Consider the following 17,169-nt stretch of genomic DNA (forward strand, 5'->3'; position numbering starts at 1 on the left):
GGAACGCATCGCCATTTCAAGTATTAATTTACTCTACCCCATCCTCATGAACGCCTCAAAAAAGGCATCCCGATAGGTATTACCAATAGCTATTTCATGTGTTTTAATGAAAATATCGTTGTTGTCAAAGGAATCGATATGCTTGGTATTTACGATATAGGATTTGTTGACACGTAGGAAATCGTGTTTAGGTAATAACTCAAATATATTTTTCAGATTCATCCGGGTAATCACCCGTTGTTCATCCAATTGAATAATCACGTAATCTTTCAGTCCCTCGATAAATAGTATATCCTTGTAATTGATTTTAAAGTAGCGTCTTTCAGACTTTACGAAGAAGTATTCCGTGTTACCCGCTTCGATATTCTCTTTCTCTTCTTTTAATAATAAAGAATGGTAAGCAATTGCTTTGTTGACAGCCTTGTGAAAGCGTTCTGGGTCAATCGGTTTAATTAAGTAATCGATAGCGTCTACCTCGTAACTATCCACGGCGTATTCCGAGTACGCCGTGGTGAAAATGACCAAACTTCTCTTGGATATATTTCGGGCGAACTCGATGCCCGTGATTCCCGGCATCTGAATATCCAAAAAGATTAAATCCACCGGATTCTCTTCCATAAATTTTGAAGCAGCTAAAGCGTTATTAAACATACCGAGTAAATTTAGTTGACTGGTATCTTTTACTAGTATTTCTATTGCTTCACGTGCTAAAGGTTCATCATCTATTATAATACAATTCATAATGTCAAGTGTAAATATACGGTATAACTTGTCTCGTCTTCTTTTATCTCCAGCGTGTAATGTTCTGGAAATAATAGTTCCAATCTACGTTTTATATTCTTTAATCCCAACCCTCCCACTTCATTCTTTTTCGGGGCGATTGCGGGTTTTGAATTCACACACTGAAATTCTAAATTTTTGTCCCACACCTTAAAACCGAGATAGACAAAAGAGGAGTTTTCACTATCCACGTTATGTTTCACAGCATTCTCTACAAAAGGAATAAATAGAAGTGGTGGTAACCACACCTCGCTGATATTACCCTCTTTCGAAATAACGCATTCGAACTTATCTCGTCGTATTTTTTCCAAGTTCAGAAAATCGTTCAAGAAACGGATTTCAGAGTCTAACAACACCTGTTCCTTTGCGCTATCATTGATCTGGTAACGTAACATATCTTCAAGTTTGAAAAGAACCCGGGAGGCCTCTTCCGGAGTTTTCTTGATCAGCACATTGGCATTATTCAGCATATTAAACAAGAAATGCGGGTTTATTTGTTTTTTCAGAAACTTCAACTCCGATTGTAATGTCGAAGATGCCAATTCATCTATGCGTTGGTTGTAACCAATCCAGTATTTGAATAGTAGCAGGGCTGACGTTCCGAATATTAATAAACTCAAAGAGACCATGGATGCCAGCACGTTTAATATGATATATAAGTTACCCTCCTCATACGTTCCGCCAACATCGTGACACCAACTCTGTAATACCATGATAAGACAAAGTGACACCGAGATCAAGCATATGACAGATATCAAATAACTTAAAATTTGTCCCTTAATCAAGAAACGAGAAGCCAATACATACAAATTGAAATAAATAATAGTACTCGTGATTACAAAATAATAGAGCCATCCACAGAAACGTTCTAGCGTGAGTACAAGTTCTCCCGACTGGTTGACAAATATACTAATCGTGATGCAAAAAAGAGTCAACAACAACAGGAAGTGCCTTGCAAACTTGAAACGGGGTGCCAATAGAAAATCCGGAACACGGCTATCAATAAAGTTACTCATAATTTAGCATATTAAGTTTCAAGATAATGACTCTTTTGGATATTGACAAGGAATAGTTATCCCCGTATAATAATTCCAATCGCTGTTTGATGCTCGAAAAATCATTCTGATCCAGTAAATTTCCGTTATTAAAGCTACAAATAAAATGTATCCGGCTATTCTTGACACGAAATTGGAGATCGATAGAGGCAAACGTATTCTGTCTGTAAATATAAACAATAGCCTGTTGCACGAAAGGGATAAACAACAAGGGGGGAACGAAAGTCCGGTAAACTTCACCTTCCGCAGCAACCGAATACCAGATACGTTTCGAGTATAATTGTTCCAAAGCCAGATAGTTTGTCAAAAAATTAATCTCACCCTTCAGTAATACCGCCTTCCGACTGCAATCGTAGAGTTGGTATCTTAATAGCTGGCTCAATTTTAGCAACATTCCGGAAGCTTCATCCGGTTTACTGCGGGCTAAAACAGCCGTACGATCCAAGATATTGAATAGCAATTGAGGATTTACTTGCGCTTTCAGTTGTTCCACTTCCGATTGAATATGTATCCACTCCAACTGATTCACTCGCTTATTATCTATTGTCCAATGTCTTAATACGATCGTGATCGCTCCTCCAAGCAGGCACAAAACGATCGTGGCAAAAGAAGATACATAATTCAAGATAAATATAGGATTGAGAAAATAGGAAATATCCTGCCCCAAGATAACATGCACTCCCTCCTCGATAATCGTCAATAAACACATGAGTACAAAGACGATAACGAACAACACGATCGTGTAGAGCAGGTATCTTTTCCGCATGAGATAGCGGGGTATCAACAGATAGATATTCAAATAAACTACAACTAAATAGGAGGCTAAATTACAAAGAGTTATCCAATACAGGTTACATCCAAGTTCCGTAATGTTCTGTTGAAAAATAACATAAGTCTGGTTGAAAGATATAATGGCCAGCACTATGGCCAATAGCATGTGTCGCCATATCCGTAATTCAGAATTCATTAAAAGATTATAGAGAAAGGTTTGTTCTAAACATCCCGTGTGTATTCTTTTTTTCATGAAAACAAATGTACAACCTTTATTCCTTAACTAGTTTAAAATTCCAACTTATAACTAATATTGGGCAAGGATGTGACTCCACGAATAGGTTTTATCCGATCGGTTTTGAAATTATATTCGTGACCGTAATATTCCTTGCATCCCGTCGTATTCAGGCTCTTGATAGCGAATTCGTGCGAAACTCTTTTACGGTTTATCTTATATCCCACCGATAAATTTGTGATAAACATGGGTGAGAATTGTTTGAAAAAAGCCTTGGTTTCATCGTGTTGCACCACCCGATCCGGGTCAAGCATCGTGGCCGCCTCGTCCACCGGGGCGTAACGATCTCCTCCCTGTATCGTCATCTTCAGGTTCACGCTGAACATGTTCTGTTTATCCCGACCAACCATCCATTCCTTACCTCCCAGCAGGTTAACAATATAATTTCGGTTGTACAACGTGTTGCGCCACTTCCGATCGCCACCATAATACCTCGAATTAAAAATTGAGGCTGTCACCATGTAATAAAGTCCCTTGTTCAGATAACGTTCCAGCGTGAGGTCTATCCCGATATTGCGTCCCTTTCCTCGGTTTACCAAAGCATCCTCCACGTAAAAATCACGCCTGTTCAGCACGGAATAGGAACTATCGGCAATAACCGGGACATCATACAAGTATTGAAAATAAGGTTCGATCTTCACGTTCATGTTGTCCGACACCTTAAAACCATAAGATAACATCACGTGATGAGCCTTCGTGAAATCCAGGTCTTTATTCACGGAGCGATCACCCGTGCCTTGCGTTTTCACGAAATACACGTCCATTTTCTCCATCCGGCTATGCAAACCGTAAGCGAGAGCGAAAGAACTTTTCGGTGAAGCCTGCCACTTGACTCCCGCACGAGGTTCGAGTACCCAGCTATTATTCAATGTCAACACTTGCACGTTTATACCCACGTTTAACGTCACCTGGTCGCTCAACCCGATAGATGAACTCGTGTAAGCAGAAATCAGATCCGTGTTTCCCTTCCCTTCGGAAATCAACTCTAGGGGCTGCATCAGATGTGGGGCCAGGTTCATATCCATATCGTAGTACATCTTCGTGTAAGTAAATCCCGTTTTATTCGAAAATTTGGCACTAAACTTCCGGGTCAGCGCCGTCGTGAATATCAGGTTCGTATTGCTCCGGTTCAGATCGAGATAAGGAGCCGATTTCAGATCCCAGTTATAACTCTCCATTCTTCCCTCGTGTCGGAAATAGGTCACAGCCAAAGTCGTTTTCAGTTGAGTCTCGTTGTTAAAAAAATAACGATGACTTATACCGCCCGCGCCCATGTACTGGCTCGTGTTTGATTTCACCATATCACCCGTGGTTTCCCATTTGTCGGTATCCTCCTCGAAATCCCCTTTCGATTTATCAATCAGTCCAGTTCCCCAAACCGAGAACACGCCAGCCTTGTGTGTAGGCAGGTTAAACTTGAAATTCAAATCCTGATAATCCAACGTTCCGTCAATATCCATCATTCCCAGTTCTCCCAACAACCCCGTGGTAGAATAACGATAATTAAAAATGTAAGAAGAATTGTGACGCCGGGTCAAGGGACCTTCAGAGGCAAAATCAATCCCGAGTAACCCCAATTTGAAGGTATTTTCCATCTTCCGGTTATTCCCGTTACGCAATTTCATATCAAAAATGCCTGATACGGCATTGTCATACTCGGCGGGAAAAGCACCCGTGAAGAAATCCGAATTACCCAGTACATGATTGCTCAATCCCGACAATATTCCCCCTCCGAGAATGGATAAATCTGCGAAGTGATTGGGATTCGGAATTTCCACGTCTTCCAGTTTCCATTGTAACAAATGCGGGGCATTCCCGTGAATGGATATTCCATTCGTTGACATACTGGGAGAAATTCCGGCAAAGGAACTTACCAAGCGGGCCGGATCATCCATTCCCCCGGCATATCGGCTTGCCTCTTCCACGCTGAGCATCCGGGCTCCCGTGGTGACCATCTTGTTTAATGGTTGCTCTTTATTCAATTGCGGTCTAATCATGACTTCATCCAGTTCTTTAATACATTCTTTCAATGGGATGGTCAAATTGACTTCTTTTGAGGAAGTGACCAGTATCTCCCGGAAAATAGTCGACTCATATCCCACAAAAGAAACCTGTATATTATGTCGCCCGATTGGAACATTCTTGATGACAAAACAGCCCTTTCCATCCTTTACGATTCAATTCTCCCCCTAAAACATCCTCAAAGGCATCTAAAACCTTTTCACAGTCGGAAACACTAATATTTGTCATTTGTGATATTTCTGCTATTACTTCTGTTTTATTCATCATTCAATACTTTTTGATTACGGGACAAAAATAGGCCCAGTTTGAATGTGATTTAAAGAAAAGAGACGAAACGCCTCATTGGGTATACCAAACATTGATATTCCTGTACCTTTATTGAAGATACTCAATACTAGTGATGTAATAAATTGCCACTCAATAATTTTTTTGTTTACAACGAAACTTTATATACAAGCCCCCAATTATTAGCATATTTATGACAAACCAAATAAAATTAACAATAACACCGGCGTCGAATATCTGGTAAATCATACTTATTATTATATCGTTATCTATAGTTTCCACCTCGTATTTTATGCTAACATATGCATTTACAGCAAATATGGCATAAACAATAACCAATAAGAATGATATAACTAAGTAAATTATTAACAACTTTCTCATAAACAATCATCTGATCAAGTTCATTTTTGGTTTTTATGCAAAGATAATTATTTCAAAGAACTAGTGGTTGTATTTCTGTAGAAACTTAACAGCCCTGCCTTTACACAGGGGGAGGGTTGATTACCAAGTGGTTTTTCCTTATGCAGGAGGAATCAGGGGAAGGTGTGGGTTAATTTTCAGGTAAAAGAGTGATTATTTAAAAATACGCACCCTTTCTTCTATCGGGTTAAACTCTTTGGTCCCGGGTTCCTGTAAAGGTACACCAAAAGGCATTTGAGCAATTAATTCCCAAGTTTCAGGCAATTGCCACTCTTTAAGTACTACTTCATCAATTAACGGGTTATAATGTTGTAGTGAGGCACCGAAGCCGACATCCTCCAGCATGGTCCACACGGCCAATTGGTGCATTGCTGAAGTTTGTTGTGACCATAACGGAAATTTCTCTTGATAAGTCGGGAATGATTTCTGTAATCCTTCCACGACTTTCCGTTCTTCAAAGAAAAGCACCGTGCCATAACCGGATGCAAAAGATTTATCGATCTTATTTTCCGTTGTTTTAAAAGCTTCTGCGGGAACTATTTTCCGCAAGGTATCTTTCACAATATTCCACAATTTCACGTGTTGTACTCCTAATAAAAGGACCATTCTCGTTGATTGTGAATTAAATGCAGAGGGTATATTCTTAACTGCAAATTTTACAATATTCTCTATTTCCTCGTCAGAAACAAGTGATTTATTCGAGAGAGCATAATAACTTCTCCTGTGTAACAAAGCTTCTTTAAATTTTCTTTCCATATCTCACTGATTTATTTTCTACAATATACGCCTTTTTCCTGAAAAAGTTAGGGAATATAGAATAAATCAAGTTCGTGAATATCAGAACAATATTTTGCTTTTGCCATATAGTCTGTTTATCCACATGGCAAAAAGTTTATCTGTAACAGAATAGACTTTGTTTACTTCCGTGATAATGTCTTTTTCCAATAGCTTTTTGGTGGCGGCTTGAATAGAACTGGCCGAGGCCAAACTATGCCGCTTAATAAAGCTGGCCGAAAGAATTTGCATGGCATCACCTTCTTTAGCGATTGCGTATAACACTTTCTTTTGATTTTCCGGAATATTAGACAATATCTCGCGGAATATCGTATCGTTGTAATCAATCATGGAATTGATTGCGTTTCGAATGATGCCTAGAGTACACTCGCTCCCCACGGGAGTATCTGCAAACGACTCGTTAAATGTCTTTTGAATATAGAATGTATGCCCTTTAAAAAAGTCATAGACTTTCTCGATATCCTCTGTATTGATTCGGCGATCACGATGTTCAAAATGTTCCGCAATGAACGCCACGTAAATATCTTTATTGATGGCCTCCAACTCCATAACATCCGAGCTACGATAAAATGGACGAGCCGAAGAGAGAAACATGGCCTGCATCATACTACGTTCACTTCCGGCAAAAATGAAATGACTATTTTCAATCTTTTGGATGTGAGTCCTCAACAAAGCTTCAATGTTCTTTTCGGGATATTTGGCAATTTGTTGAAATTCGTCAATGGCAATAATACAAGGTTTATCCGCAGACATGAGATACTTGAATATCTCCTCCAAGGTATATTCCGGGCGTTCAATGTCACCTAATTCCAAATTAAATGTAGGTAGATTCGTCAAAGGGTCAAAACCGAACTTTCCACTGATAGACTTTAACGTCTGCATGAAAAGCCTTGCCATCTTCTTACTACTAGGTGCTAAAGTTTCAAATATTTCCTTCCCAAGGATATAGGTAAACTCTCTTAAACTCGATGTATGGAGAATATCAATAAAGAAGGTGTAATAATGTCCTTTGATTTCCGGTTTTTCATAACAAAACTGAATCAATCCAGTCTTACCCATACGTCGAGGTGAAATGATTACCATGTTATTACCATTCACCAATGACTTGATCAATCGGGCTGATTCCTGTACTCGATCGCAAAAATACTCCGGAGCAATTTTACCAGTAACAATGAAAGGATTAATCTCTTTTGCCATATACATTTTATTTCCGGTAAAATTAATTATTTGTTTTTAATTATGCAAATTGAATAATGAGAGTGATTTTTTGATGTAGAATGACTACCCCCTCCGACTTCCCCTGTGCAAGGGGGAGTTAGAGGGAGTAGTATAAAATATCATAAAAGACTAAAAGCACAAGTCACCCCCGCCATCACGATAGCCACCATGCTCATCAATTTAATCAGAATATTCAAGCTCGGTCCGGACGTATCCTTAAATGGATCACCTACGGTGTCTCCAATAACCGTTGCCTTATGATTATCAGATCCTTTACCGCCAAGATTACCTTCCTCAATATACTTTTTAGCATTATCCCAAGCTCCCCCGGAATTTGCCATAAAAATAGCCAACACGAAGCCGGTACCCAATCCTCCGGCCAACAACCCGATTACTCCTGAAACTCCAAAAATCAATCCCATAACAACCGGAATGATAATCGCCAGCAAAGACGGGAAAACCATTTCATGTTGAGCCCCTTTCGTGGAAATCTCCACGCATTTGGCGTAATCCGGTTCTCCTTCTCCTGTCATAATACCCTTGATTTCACGGAATTGCCGACGGACTTCATTCACCATTTTCTGGGCTGCACGTCCTACCGCATTCATCGTCAAACCACAGAACACAAATGCCATCATCGAACCTATGAAAATTCCGGACAACACCTTTGGATTCATCAAGGTAACATCATAGTAATTCATAAAATCTGTCAACGTGGCATCAGCCGTTCTCACCACATGGTCTCCAATTTTCAGTACCTCCTCGTTCATCCGTAACAAACCAATCTTGATCTCTTCAATATAAGAGGCAATCAATGCCAACCCGGTCAATGCAGCCGAACCGATAGCAAATCCTTTCCCCGTGGCAGCCGTGGTATTACCTAAAGCGTCCAGCGCATCCGTACGGTGACGAACTTCCTCTCCCAATTGACTCATTTCAGCGTTACCTCCAGCATTATCAGCAATCGGTCCGTAAGCATCCGTAGCCAAGGTTATCCCCAACGTGGAAAGCATTCCCACGGCAGCAATACCCACTCCATACAATCCCATGGACATATTGGCAAAACTGAATTCTGCCGCAAACAGGAACGAAAGTATAATCCCGGCAACAATCGTAAGTACCGGGACAGCCGTTGAAATCATTCCGGTTCCAATCCCCTTGATAATCACGGTTGCAGGGCCTGTTTCCGCGCTCTTGGCTATATCCTGTGTCGGCTTATAGGCATGAGAAGTGTAATATTCTGTTGCTTTTCCGATAATAATACCCGTAACCAATCCAACGATTACCGATCCGCATATCCAATAACTCAAATCGAGTAAATGAATGACTAAGAAACTGGCACCCACGATCAACAAGGAACTCACGTTAATACCCCGATCAAGAGCCCGCAACAACTGTTGTTGAGAAGCCCCCTCTTTTGTCTTTACCAGAAATATACCAAGCAATGATAAGATCACTCCGAAAGCAGCGATCAACATCGGGGCCAATATGGCATTGAATTGTGCATTCGGTTCCATCCGGAATGCCGCTGCCCCTAATGCCGCGGTTGCCAATATAGAACCGCAATAGGACTCGTAAAGATCGGCTCCCATTCCGGCCACGTCACCCACATTATCACCCACGTTATCAGCAATAGTAGCCGGGTTACGTGGGTCATCCTCCGGGATTCCGGCTTCTACTTTACCCACGAGATCCGCACCGACATCTGCCGCTTTCGTGAAAATACCTCCTCCTACTCTGGCGAAAAGAGCCTGTGTAGATGCCCCCATACCGAAGGTCAGCATCGTGGTTGTAATCATGATAGCCTTTTCCGATGCCGTTGCTTCCTCTACAAAATAGTCTAATAATAACCACCATAAAGAAATATCCAGTAGTGCTAAACCGACAACGACCAATCCCATGACTGCTCCGGAACGAAAAGCCACTTTCAGCCCGTCATTCAAACTTCTACGTGCAGCGTTGGCCGTTCTTGCTGATGCATAAGTGGCCGTTTTCATTCCGATATATCCGGCCAATCCGGAGAAGAATCCTCCCGTCAGGAACGCAAACCAAACCCACGGGTTCTGTAAACGGGGCCCGTAAGCCATCCATGCAAAAAGCGCACATAAAACAAGAAAAACAAGAGCTACCACCCGGTACTGCTGGCGCAAATAAGCCATAGCCCCTTGCGGACATGCCCGGCAATACGTTTCATCGTGTCGGTTCCTTCCGACTCCTTCATCATTCCTTTAAAAAAAATCCTTGCGAAAAGGAGAGCGATAATAGCACATATAGGTACTATCCAAAATAGATCGTTTAACATGGTATTATGTATTTGTAGTTAGTAAAAATGATACAAAAAAATACTTCTCAAGATTTAAACGAACCCTGATAAGTAAAAGTACGAATAAAAATGAGAAGATATTCTCGATGTCCTAATTTTTTTACGATTAAAATTAAGCCCTTTTCAACCTCCCTCTCAAAAAATCGCTATTCATACTTAGCGTAAAGTTCAAATTGACCCGCTTCCGTGATAAGGACTTCGTAGAACTCCCCTATTTGCAGCGCTTTTTCACTTGTCACGAATACTTCTTGATCCACCTCCGGAGAATCATATTGTGTACGCCCGACAAAATAATCCCCTTCTACCCGATCTATCAAAACCAAAAAATGTTTACCCACGCATGATTCATTGATTGCAGCAACCACTCCTTCCTGTAACGCCATCAGCTTTTCAGCCCGTTTATTTTTTGTCTCTTCGGGCACATCATCCTGATAATGCTTGTCACAATAAGTATCTTCCTCATGAGAATACGGGAACACTCCCAAACGTTCAAACTTCATCGTTTTAACGAAATCTTCCAATTCCCGATAATCCTCTTCCGTCTCTCCGGGATGGCCGACCATGAGTGTCGTACGTAATGCAATTCCGGGAACTTCTTCCCGTATTTTATTAATGAGATCTATTGTCTGTTGTTTCGTAACCCCTCTTCGCATCATTTTGAGCATATGATCACTACAATGTTGCAAGGCAATATCCAAATATTTACACACGTTTTTTCGTTCCCGCATCACGGTAAGAAGTTCCATGGGAAATCCAGCCGGATAAGCATAATGCAACTTGATCCACTCGATTCCGGGTATATCCGCAATCCGGTCAACCAACTCGGCCAGTCTATTCTTCCCGTATTTATCGATCCCGTAGTAAGTAATATCCTGAGCTAATACCAACAACTCCTTCACCCCCTGTTTTGCCAGTCGCTCGGCTTCATCAACAATTTCTTCAAATGGTCGTGATTTATATTCCCCCGTCATAATCGGAATGGCACAATAAGAACATCCCCGGTTACATCCCTCGGATATTTTCAGGTAAGCATAATGCTTCGGAGTCGTCAAATGACGCTCGTTTCGAAGTTTATCGTCATAACTTTTTCCCAACTCAGCAAGAATCCCTTTCCAATCGAATTTCCCGAAATAAGCATCCACTTCCGGAATCTCTTTCTTTAAATCCTGATCATAACGCTGGGACAAACATCCCATGACATATATCTTTTCAACTTCTCCCTCCTGTTTCCGTTCCACTTGCTCCAGAATCGTGTTTATAGACTCTTCCTTCGCGTCCCCGATAAATCCGCAAGTGTTGATTACAACGATCTTTGCTTTCGAATTTTCAACATCTACTTCAACACTGTACCCCGCTTTCTCCAGTTGTTTCATCAATAACTCCGTATCCACTAAATTTTTGGAGCATCCCAAGCTGATAATATTTACTTTCTTCATGCCATATTCTAATTTGGCCGCAAAGGTAATAAAATCTTCAGCGACTTTCCGTATCTTTGTCCCTGAATTCAAGCAAATGCTTCAATATGGATTATAATATACAACAATGGTTACCGACCACCAAAAAAGAAGTCGAACAGCGGGGATGGAAAAGTATTGATGTGATTCTTTTCACGGGAGATGCCTACGTGGATCATCCTTCTTTTGGCGGAGCCGTTATCGGACGACTTCTCGAATCTCTAGGACTAAACGTGGCAATTGTTCCCCAGCCCAACTGGCAGGATGATCTGCGGGATTTCAAGAAACTGGGTAAACCGAATCTGTTTTTCGGGATCAGTCCGGGGTGCATGGATTCCATGGTAAACCACTACACGGCAGCTAAAAGACGCCGATCAGACGACGCCTATACTCCCGGCAACCGAAGTGGCGCACGCCCTGACATGCCGACCATTGTTTACACGAAGATACTGAAAGAACTCTTTCCGGATACACCTGTTATTATCGGGGGTATAGAAGCTTCTTTACGACGCTTCACTCATTACGATTATTGGAAAGATTCACTTAAACCATCGATTCTATATGAAAGTCAGGCGGATATGTTGGTATATGGAATGGGAGAAAAGCCTCTCACGGAAATCTGTCGAATGTTGCAACGAGGCATTCCTTTTCAAAACCTTACCAATATCCCGCAAACATCCGTGATCAGACACAAAGATGAAAAATATGCCACCAACAAGAAATGGCAAACCATCACGCTCGCCTCTCACGAAGAGTGTTTATCGGACAAGCGAAAATATGCCACGAACTTCCGGTACATCGAGGAAGAATCCAATAGTATTCATGCCGCAAAACTGGTACAAGCTATCGGGGATGAATTAATCATCGTGAATCCTCCCTACCCACCCATGACCACGGCGGAAATAGATGCCGTTTACGATCTGCCGTTTACCCGTTTACCCCATCCCAAATACCGGGGCAAAGAAATTCCGGCTTACAACATGATTCGCCACTCCATTACCATGCATCGCGGTTGTTTCGGGGGATGTGCCTTTTGCACGATTTCCGCACATCAGGGTAAATTTATCTCTTCCCGTTCCGAAGCATCCATTTTGCGAGAGGTTCAGCATGTTTGTGACATGCCCGATTTCAAGGGAACGATTACCGATTTAGGGGGGCCATCCGCCAACATGTATATGATCAAAGGAAAAGATCAGCATATCTGCGAGCAATGTAAGCGTCCGTCCTGCCTACACCCTACCGTGTGTAAAAACCTGAATACCGACCATTCGCACCTTTTGCACCTGTACAATCAAGTGCGTAAAGATACTCGGGTGAAACACTGTTTCGTGGGTTCCGGTATCCGCTACGATCTTTCCATGCATCGCACGGGAAATAAAGAGATCGATGCAATAAACCGGGAATACTTGGAAACCGTTATCAGACACCACGTATCCGGTCGCTTTAAAGTTGCACCGGAACACACTTCCGACAAGGTGCTACACCTGATGCGCAAACCCTCGTTCAAACTTTTCCGGGAATTGACCGCTCGTTTTAACGCCATAAACAACAAAGAGCATTTAAAACAACAAATTATCCCCTACTTCATCTCGTCCCATCCTGGATGCAGTCTTGAGGATATGGTTGACTTGGCCATCAACACCAAAGAGCTGGATTTCAAGTTGGAACAAGTACAGGATTTTACACCTACACCCATGACGTTAGCCACGGATATGTACTATTCCGGTTTTCATCCCTACTCCCTGCGTAAAATCCAATCGGCCAAAACAGAAGCCGAAAAAAAGCGCCAGAATATATTTTTCTTCTGGTACAAACGGGAATTCAAAAGTGAAATTATCGCTATTCTCACGAAACTGAAAAGAACGGACCTCGTAAAACGGTTATATTCAAATAAAAATAAAATAAATATTTAATTTTTCATGATTAATCATTAACTTTGAATCACGTAATTAAAAGGAATATGCGCTATTATACTTGGATAATGTTACTTTCTCTATTTACCTCGTGTACTCACCACCAAGCTGTGGAGAGCAATCAGCGAGGCATGGACTACATTACCCGAGAACAACCTCGAAAAGCCCTGGAAGAGTTCAATCATGCCATCTCGTTGGACTCGGATTTCCTTTCAGCCTATTACAACCGGGCAATTGTCCGGGCAAACCTCAAGCAAAATGAAGAAGCGCTTAAAGACATGAATTACGTGATTGCCAACGTCCCCGATCATGCCTTAGCTTACTATAACCGGGGAATCATACACGAGAATCTCGGACAGCCGACTCAAGCGATTCAGGACTACAGTCATGCTATCAACCTGCAACCGGATTTACTGGAAGCTTACCACTATCGCGGTATTGTTCGTTATGGCATGAAAGATCTGGACGGGGCTCTTGCTGATTACAACAAAGCCATTTCCCTCGGATTAAAATCGAGTGCTGTATATTTCAACCGGGGGGTCATCTTTCACCAGAAAGGCCAACTCAGTGACGCCATAGAAAGCTACTCCCGTTCCATTGAAATCGACCCTTCCAACGCTAGGGCCTATTATAACCGGGCAATTTCCAAGTTGGTTATAGACAATTACAAAGAAGCCCTTCAAGATTTGGAAATCTCCAAACGCCTCGGCTACTCGAAAGCGGCAGAAGTCATTTCACAATACTATTAATGTCTATTTCTGACGCCAAGATCCAGTACTGACTCTTGCGTGGTATAAGGATAAGTTCTTATTCTCCATTAACAAACTACCCCCTCCAACTCCCCCTTACACAGGGGGAGAGTTGATTACCGAAACGGTATTCCCTCTTGTGTAAGGAAGGTTAGAGGAGGTAGTCGTAAATATTCAGCCTAATCTTTATTTCTTTTCAACTAGCGGAGCGATAGCATCAGCCACTTGTTTTTGCGTTTCTTTTACAGCCTCGTTTGTTGGCTCAACAGCTGCAGCTTGTTTCAAATAATCCTGAGCTTTTCTGAAATCAGCCAAAGCTTTTACTTTTTCTGCTTCATATTTTTCTTTCTCAGTGGTAGCAAAAGGAGTTGCTTTTTGAAGAATAGAAGCACCGTTATTAAAATACAACGTACCTAAACTCAACAAACCGCGTGCTTTCAACTGTTTGTTAGAAACCTGACTACTCTTGGTAAAGTTTTCAGCAGCCTTGACAATATCGTTTGCTTTTTGGAATTTCTGACCTTCTTTAGCGAAATAATCAGAATATGCTTTTTCCAACTTCAAGTTCTGTCCCGGGGTTGCTTTAATCCCGTCCTGCAATGTTTGCAACATTTCAGGAATCTTTTTCAAGTTCTCTTGAGCAACAGCCATTCCTTGATAAGAAGAGGCAACTTTGTAATTATTTTTGATTGACATACCAAAATATTTCTCGGCATTGGTATAATCTTTCAATTTATTTGCACAAACAGCCACGTTATAAACCGTCGCATCATCCTTGAACTCGATTAATTTCAGGTATTGCTCCCACTTGGTAAAGGCCTCTTTATAATTCTTGGCTCTCCAAGCAGCATTACCTTCATTCTTAACTTTGCCGGATTCGTCGGTCTGTGCAAATAGGACTCCTCCCACAAACAAACTCGTTAGAACAAATAAAAGTAGTTTCTTCATATTTTCCGTGTGTTTTTGTTTAACATGAATAAATTTGTTGTTTATGCCGACTAAGATAACACTCTATAAAGAAAAATCAAAAATCTCTTAACTTATTTTTCACATTCTACAAATCATTTCACGCTATCTGATTGATATAGAAGAGACAATATTTTCTTTAAACCGGCTTCATCTTCCCTGTCAAAAGCCCCTAATTGGTCACTATCCACGTCCAAACAGCCAAAAATGCGTCCTTCGGGATCCCGTAAAGGGATTACAATTTCACTTTTCGAGGCGGCATTACAAGCAATATGTCCCGGAAATTCTTCCACGTTATCCACGATAACCGTATCCCCGGAGTTAATAGCAGCCCAGCATACTCCCCCGTTTCGAAGTTTTTGACAAGCCACCGGTCCTTGGTAGGAACGTACAATTAAATTCCCGTCAATCAGCACGTACACCCCCGTCCAGAAAAAAGATTGCATCTTGTGATGCAACACGGCCTCCATTGTCGCCAATCGGGCCCATATATCTTCCGTAGTTTGAATATACTGCTTGATCTGGTCATACAACCGATCATATTTTGCCAGTTTTCTTGAAGTTTCCATAAGCTATTTTTGATTTAAGATTTATGATTTACGATTCATAACTTCATCCATCGTAAATCATAAATCAAAAGCTTTACAGGTTTTGTAATATATCCACCAAATGGCTCCACCACATTTGTACTGTCTTGATATTGATCTTTTCATCCGGGGAGTGAACGCCTCTCAGTGTCGGTCCGAAAGAAACCATGTCCATGTTCGGGTATTTCTCCAGGAACAAGCCACACTCCAATCCGGCATGGATAGAGCGCACGATCGGTTCTTTACCGAACAGACGTTTGTAGGAATCCACGGCAACTTTTACCACGGGAGAATCCGGATTCGGGGCCCAACCCGGGTATCCTTCACCATGCTCAACCTTGGCTCCTGCCAGCGTGAACACAGATTCTACCATATTGGCAATATTAAATTTCTCTGAATTCACGTCACTTCGTTGTGAAGTAGTGATCAAGATATTATTCGGCTCGTTGAACCTGACCGCGGCAAGGTTTGTCGATGTTTCAACCAACCCCGGCATACGGTAACTCATGGAGAACACCCCGTGAGGACAAGCATACAACGCGTTTACAAGCACATCCGTACACTCCTTCGTCAACACGTTTTCCGGCACATCCGTTGACTCTAATGCTAACTGCAATCCGGGTTCCGTGATTTTCCACACGTTCTCCATTTCCGCACTATATACATTAAAGTCTACTCTCACGTTTTCCTTGTACTGATCAGGGAACGTGATCACCGCGAAAGATTCACGAGCAATGGCATTCCGCAAATTACCACCTTCAAGCGCGGAAACGCGAATCCCGTACTTTGCATTCAAATCCCACAAAAAGCGGTTCAGAATCTTGATGGCATTTCCCCTGCCTTTATTAATATCATCTCCGGAATGTCCACCTTGAAGTCCTTTCACCTGAATCTTCACGGCAAAAGATCCGGCCGGGGTTTTCTCTGTTTTATACCCCATGTTAATCACGGTATCGATTCCTCCGGCACAACCGATAAACATCTCTCCTTCATCCTCCGAATCCAAATTCAAAAGTATATTCCCGCTCAGGAATCCCGGTTGCAGAGCGAAAGCCCCCGTTAATCCGGTCTCTTCATCCACGGTAAACAAACACTCAATCGGCCCGTGTGCAATGTCGGTAGAAGTTAACACGGCCATTTGAGCCGCCATACCAATCCCATCATCAGCTCCCAGAGTCGTTCCTTTAGCACGAACCCATTCCCCATCCACGTAGGGTTGTATCGGGTCTTTATCGAAATCATGTACCGTATCCGAATTTTTCTCGCAAACCATATCCATGTGTGCCTGCAAGATCACGGTCGGTGCATTCTCTTTTCCCCGGGTAGCAGGTTTCTTAATCAACACGTTACCTGCTTCATCGCGTTTTGCTTCCAGATGGTGTTTTTTCGCCCAATCTAGTAAATAAGCGACAATTTTACCTTCTTTCTTTGACGGTCTGGGAACCTGACATATTTCTTCAAAATATCCCCAAACAGCTTCCGGTTTTAATCCTTCAAAAACTCCCATAACAATTTATGATTTTAGATTTATGATTT

General features: G+C 41.8%; 13 protein-coding genes and 1 pseudogene. 2 read left to right on the top strand and 12 right to left on the bottom strand.

Translation table 11 applies throughout. The features are described from left to right. Positions 1 to 33: 33 nt before the first annotated feature. From D8S85_RS02400 to rimO, 9 genes and pseudogenes are all read right to left on the bottom strand, one after another. The gene (locus tag D8S85_RS02400) at positions 34 to 741 is read right to left on the bottom strand and encodes a LytR/AlgR family response regulator transcription factor (protein WP_106624636.1); all 708 of its coding nucleotides are present in this window, start codon (positions 739 to 741) and stop codon (positions 34 to 36) included. Further along, positions 738 to 1,796: a sensor histidine kinase gene (locus D8S85_RS02405; RefSeq protein ID WP_106624637.1), complete on the bottom strand. Its 1,059-nt coding sequence runs from the start codon at positions 1,794 to 1,796 to the stop codon at positions 738 to 740. Before D8S85_RS02405 ends, D8S85_RS02400 begins: the two co-directional genes overlap by 4 nt. Continuing rightward, entirely contained in the window at positions 1,789 to 2,859 is a 1,071-nt protein-coding gene (locus D8S85_RS02410; protein WP_127074761.1) for a sensor histidine kinase, read from the bottom strand. The genes D8S85_RS02405 and D8S85_RS02410 overlap by 8 nt, the downstream gene beginning before the upstream one ends. A 35-nt stretch (positions 2,860 to 2,894) precedes the next feature. Further along, a complete protein-coding gene (locus tag D8S85_RS02415) occupies positions 2,895 to 5,078 on the bottom strand; it encodes a TonB-dependent receptor (protein WP_228423372.1) in 2,184 nt (727 codons plus the stop codon). After that, positions 5,020 to 5,190 carry an HU family DNA-binding protein gene (locus D8S85_RS02420; RefSeq protein WP_106624639.1) on the bottom strand — a complete coding sequence of 57 codons (171 nt, stop codon included), beginning with the start codon at positions 5,188 to 5,190 and terminating at the stop codon, positions 5,020 to 5,022. Before D8S85_RS02420 ends, D8S85_RS02415 begins: the two co-directional genes overlap by 59 nt. Positions 5,191 to 5,781: 591 nt before the next feature. Continuing rightward, entirely contained in the window at positions 5,782 to 6,384 is a 603-nt protein-coding gene (locus D8S85_RS02425; protein ID WP_106624641.1) for a nitroreductase family protein, read from the bottom strand. Between the two features lie 81 nt (positions 6,385 to 6,465). Next, positions 6,466 to 7,620, bottom strand: coding sequence for an AAA family ATPase (locus D8S85_RS02430; RefSeq protein WP_106625235.1), 1,155 nt, complete (start codon positions 7,618 to 7,620; stop codon positions 6,466 to 6,468). A gap of 140 nt (positions 7,621 to 7,760) precedes the next feature. Then, a pseudogene (locus D8S85_RS02435) lies at positions 7,761 to 9,943 on the bottom strand (sodium-translocating pyrophosphatase). A gap of 167 nt (positions 9,944 to 10,110) precedes the next feature. Beyond that, complete coding sequence (gene rimO / locus D8S85_RS02440; protein WP_106625236.1) at positions 10,111 to 11,400, bottom strand: 30S ribosomal protein S12 methylthiotransferase RimO; 1,290 nt, start codon at positions 11,398 to 11,400, stop codon at positions 10,111 to 10,113. An 86-nt stretch (positions 11,401 to 11,486) separates the two neighbouring features. Here rimO and D8S85_RS02445 point away from each other — a divergent pair, with 86 nt between their 5' ends. Further along, the gene (locus tag D8S85_RS02445; RefSeq protein ID WP_106624643.1) at positions 11,487 to 13,331 is read left to right on the top strand and encodes a YgiQ family radical SAM protein; all 1,845 of its coding nucleotides are present in this window, start codon (positions 11,487 to 11,489) and stop codon (positions 13,329 to 13,331) included. A 47-nt stretch (positions 13,332 to 13,378) separates the two neighbouring features. Next, positions 13,379 to 14,080 (top strand): tetratricopeptide repeat protein, encoded by a 702-nt coding sequence (locus D8S85_RS02450; RefSeq protein WP_228423321.1) that lies wholly within the window; start codon positions 13,379 to 13,381, stop codon positions 14,078 to 14,080. Between the two features lie 186 nt (positions 14,081 to 14,266). On the opposite strand, the gene D8S85_RS02455 is transcribed toward D8S85_RS02450, so the two are convergent. The 3 genes from D8S85_RS02455 to D8S85_RS02465 form a co-directional block, all read right to left on the bottom strand. After that, complete coding sequence (locus D8S85_RS02455; RefSeq protein WP_106624645.1) at positions 14,267 to 15,028, bottom strand: hypothetical protein; 762 nt, start codon at positions 15,026 to 15,028, stop codon at positions 14,267 to 14,269. A 113-nt stretch (positions 15,029 to 15,141) separates the two neighbouring features. Further along, on the bottom strand, positions 15,142 to 15,615 hold the full coding sequence (locus D8S85_RS02460) for a GAF domain-containing protein (protein ID WP_106624646.1): 474 nt from the start codon (positions 15,613 to 15,615) through the stop codon (positions 15,142 to 15,144). Positions 15,616 to 15,688: 73 nt separating this feature from the next. Then, entirely contained in the window at positions 15,689 to 17,140 is a 1,452-nt protein-coding gene (locus D8S85_RS02465) for an aminoacyl-histidine dipeptidase (RefSeq protein WP_106624647.1), read from the bottom strand. Positions 17,141 to 17,169 lie beyond the last annotated feature (29 nt).

Source organism: Butyricimonas faecalis, assembly GCF_003991565.1.
GTDB lineage: Bacteria > Bacteroidota > Bacteroidia > Bacteroidales > Marinifilaceae > Butyricimonas > Butyricimonas faecalis.

Excerpts from the sequence above, each read along its gene's own strand:
- D8S85_RS02450 (WP_228423321.1), top strand. The coding sequence starts at position 13,379 with ATGCGCTATTATACTTGGATAATGTTACTTTCTCTATTTACCTCGTGT.
- D8S85_RS02405 (WP_106624637.1), bottom strand. The coding sequence starts at position 1,796 with ATGAGTAACTTTATTGATAGCCGTGTTCCGGATTTTCTATTGGCACCC.
- D8S85_RS02465 (WP_106624647.1), bottom strand. The coding sequence starts at position 17,140 with ATGGGAGTTTTTGAAGGATTAAAACCGGAAGCTGTTTGGGGATATTTT.
- D8S85_RS02425 (WP_106624641.1), bottom strand. The coding sequence starts at position 6,384 with ATGGAAAGAAAATTTAAAGAAGCTTTGTTACACAGGAGAAGTTATTAT.
- D8S85_RS02420 (WP_106624639.1), bottom strand. The coding sequence starts at position 5,190 with ATGATGAATAAAACAGAAGTAATAGCAGAAATATCACAAATGACAAAT.
- D8S85_RS02445 (WP_106624643.1), top strand. The coding sequence starts at position 11,487 with ATGGATTATAATATACAACAATGGTTACCGACCACCAAAAAAGAAGTC.
- rimO (WP_106625236.1), bottom strand. The coding sequence starts at position 11,400 with ATGAAGAAAGTAAATATTATCAGCTTGGGATGCTCCAAAAATTTAGTG.
- D8S85_RS02400 (WP_106624636.1), bottom strand. The coding sequence starts at position 741 with ATGAATTGTATTATAATAGATGATGAACCTTTAGCACGTGAAGCAATA.
- D8S85_RS02410 (WP_127074761.1), bottom strand. The coding sequence starts at position 2,859 with ATGAAAAAAAGAATACACACGGGATGTTTAGAACAAACCTTTCTCTAT.
- D8S85_RS02455 (WP_106624645.1), bottom strand. The coding sequence starts at position 15,028 with ATGAAGAAACTACTTTTATTTGTTCTAACGAGTTTGTTTGTGGGAGGA.
- D8S85_RS02460 (WP_106624646.1), bottom strand. The coding sequence starts at position 15,615 with ATGGAAACTTCAAGAAAACTGGCAAAATATGATCGGTTGTATGACCAG.
- D8S85_RS02430 (WP_106625235.1), bottom strand. The coding sequence starts at position 7,620 with ATGGCAAAAGAGATTAATCCTTTCATTGTTACTGGTAAAATTGCTCCG.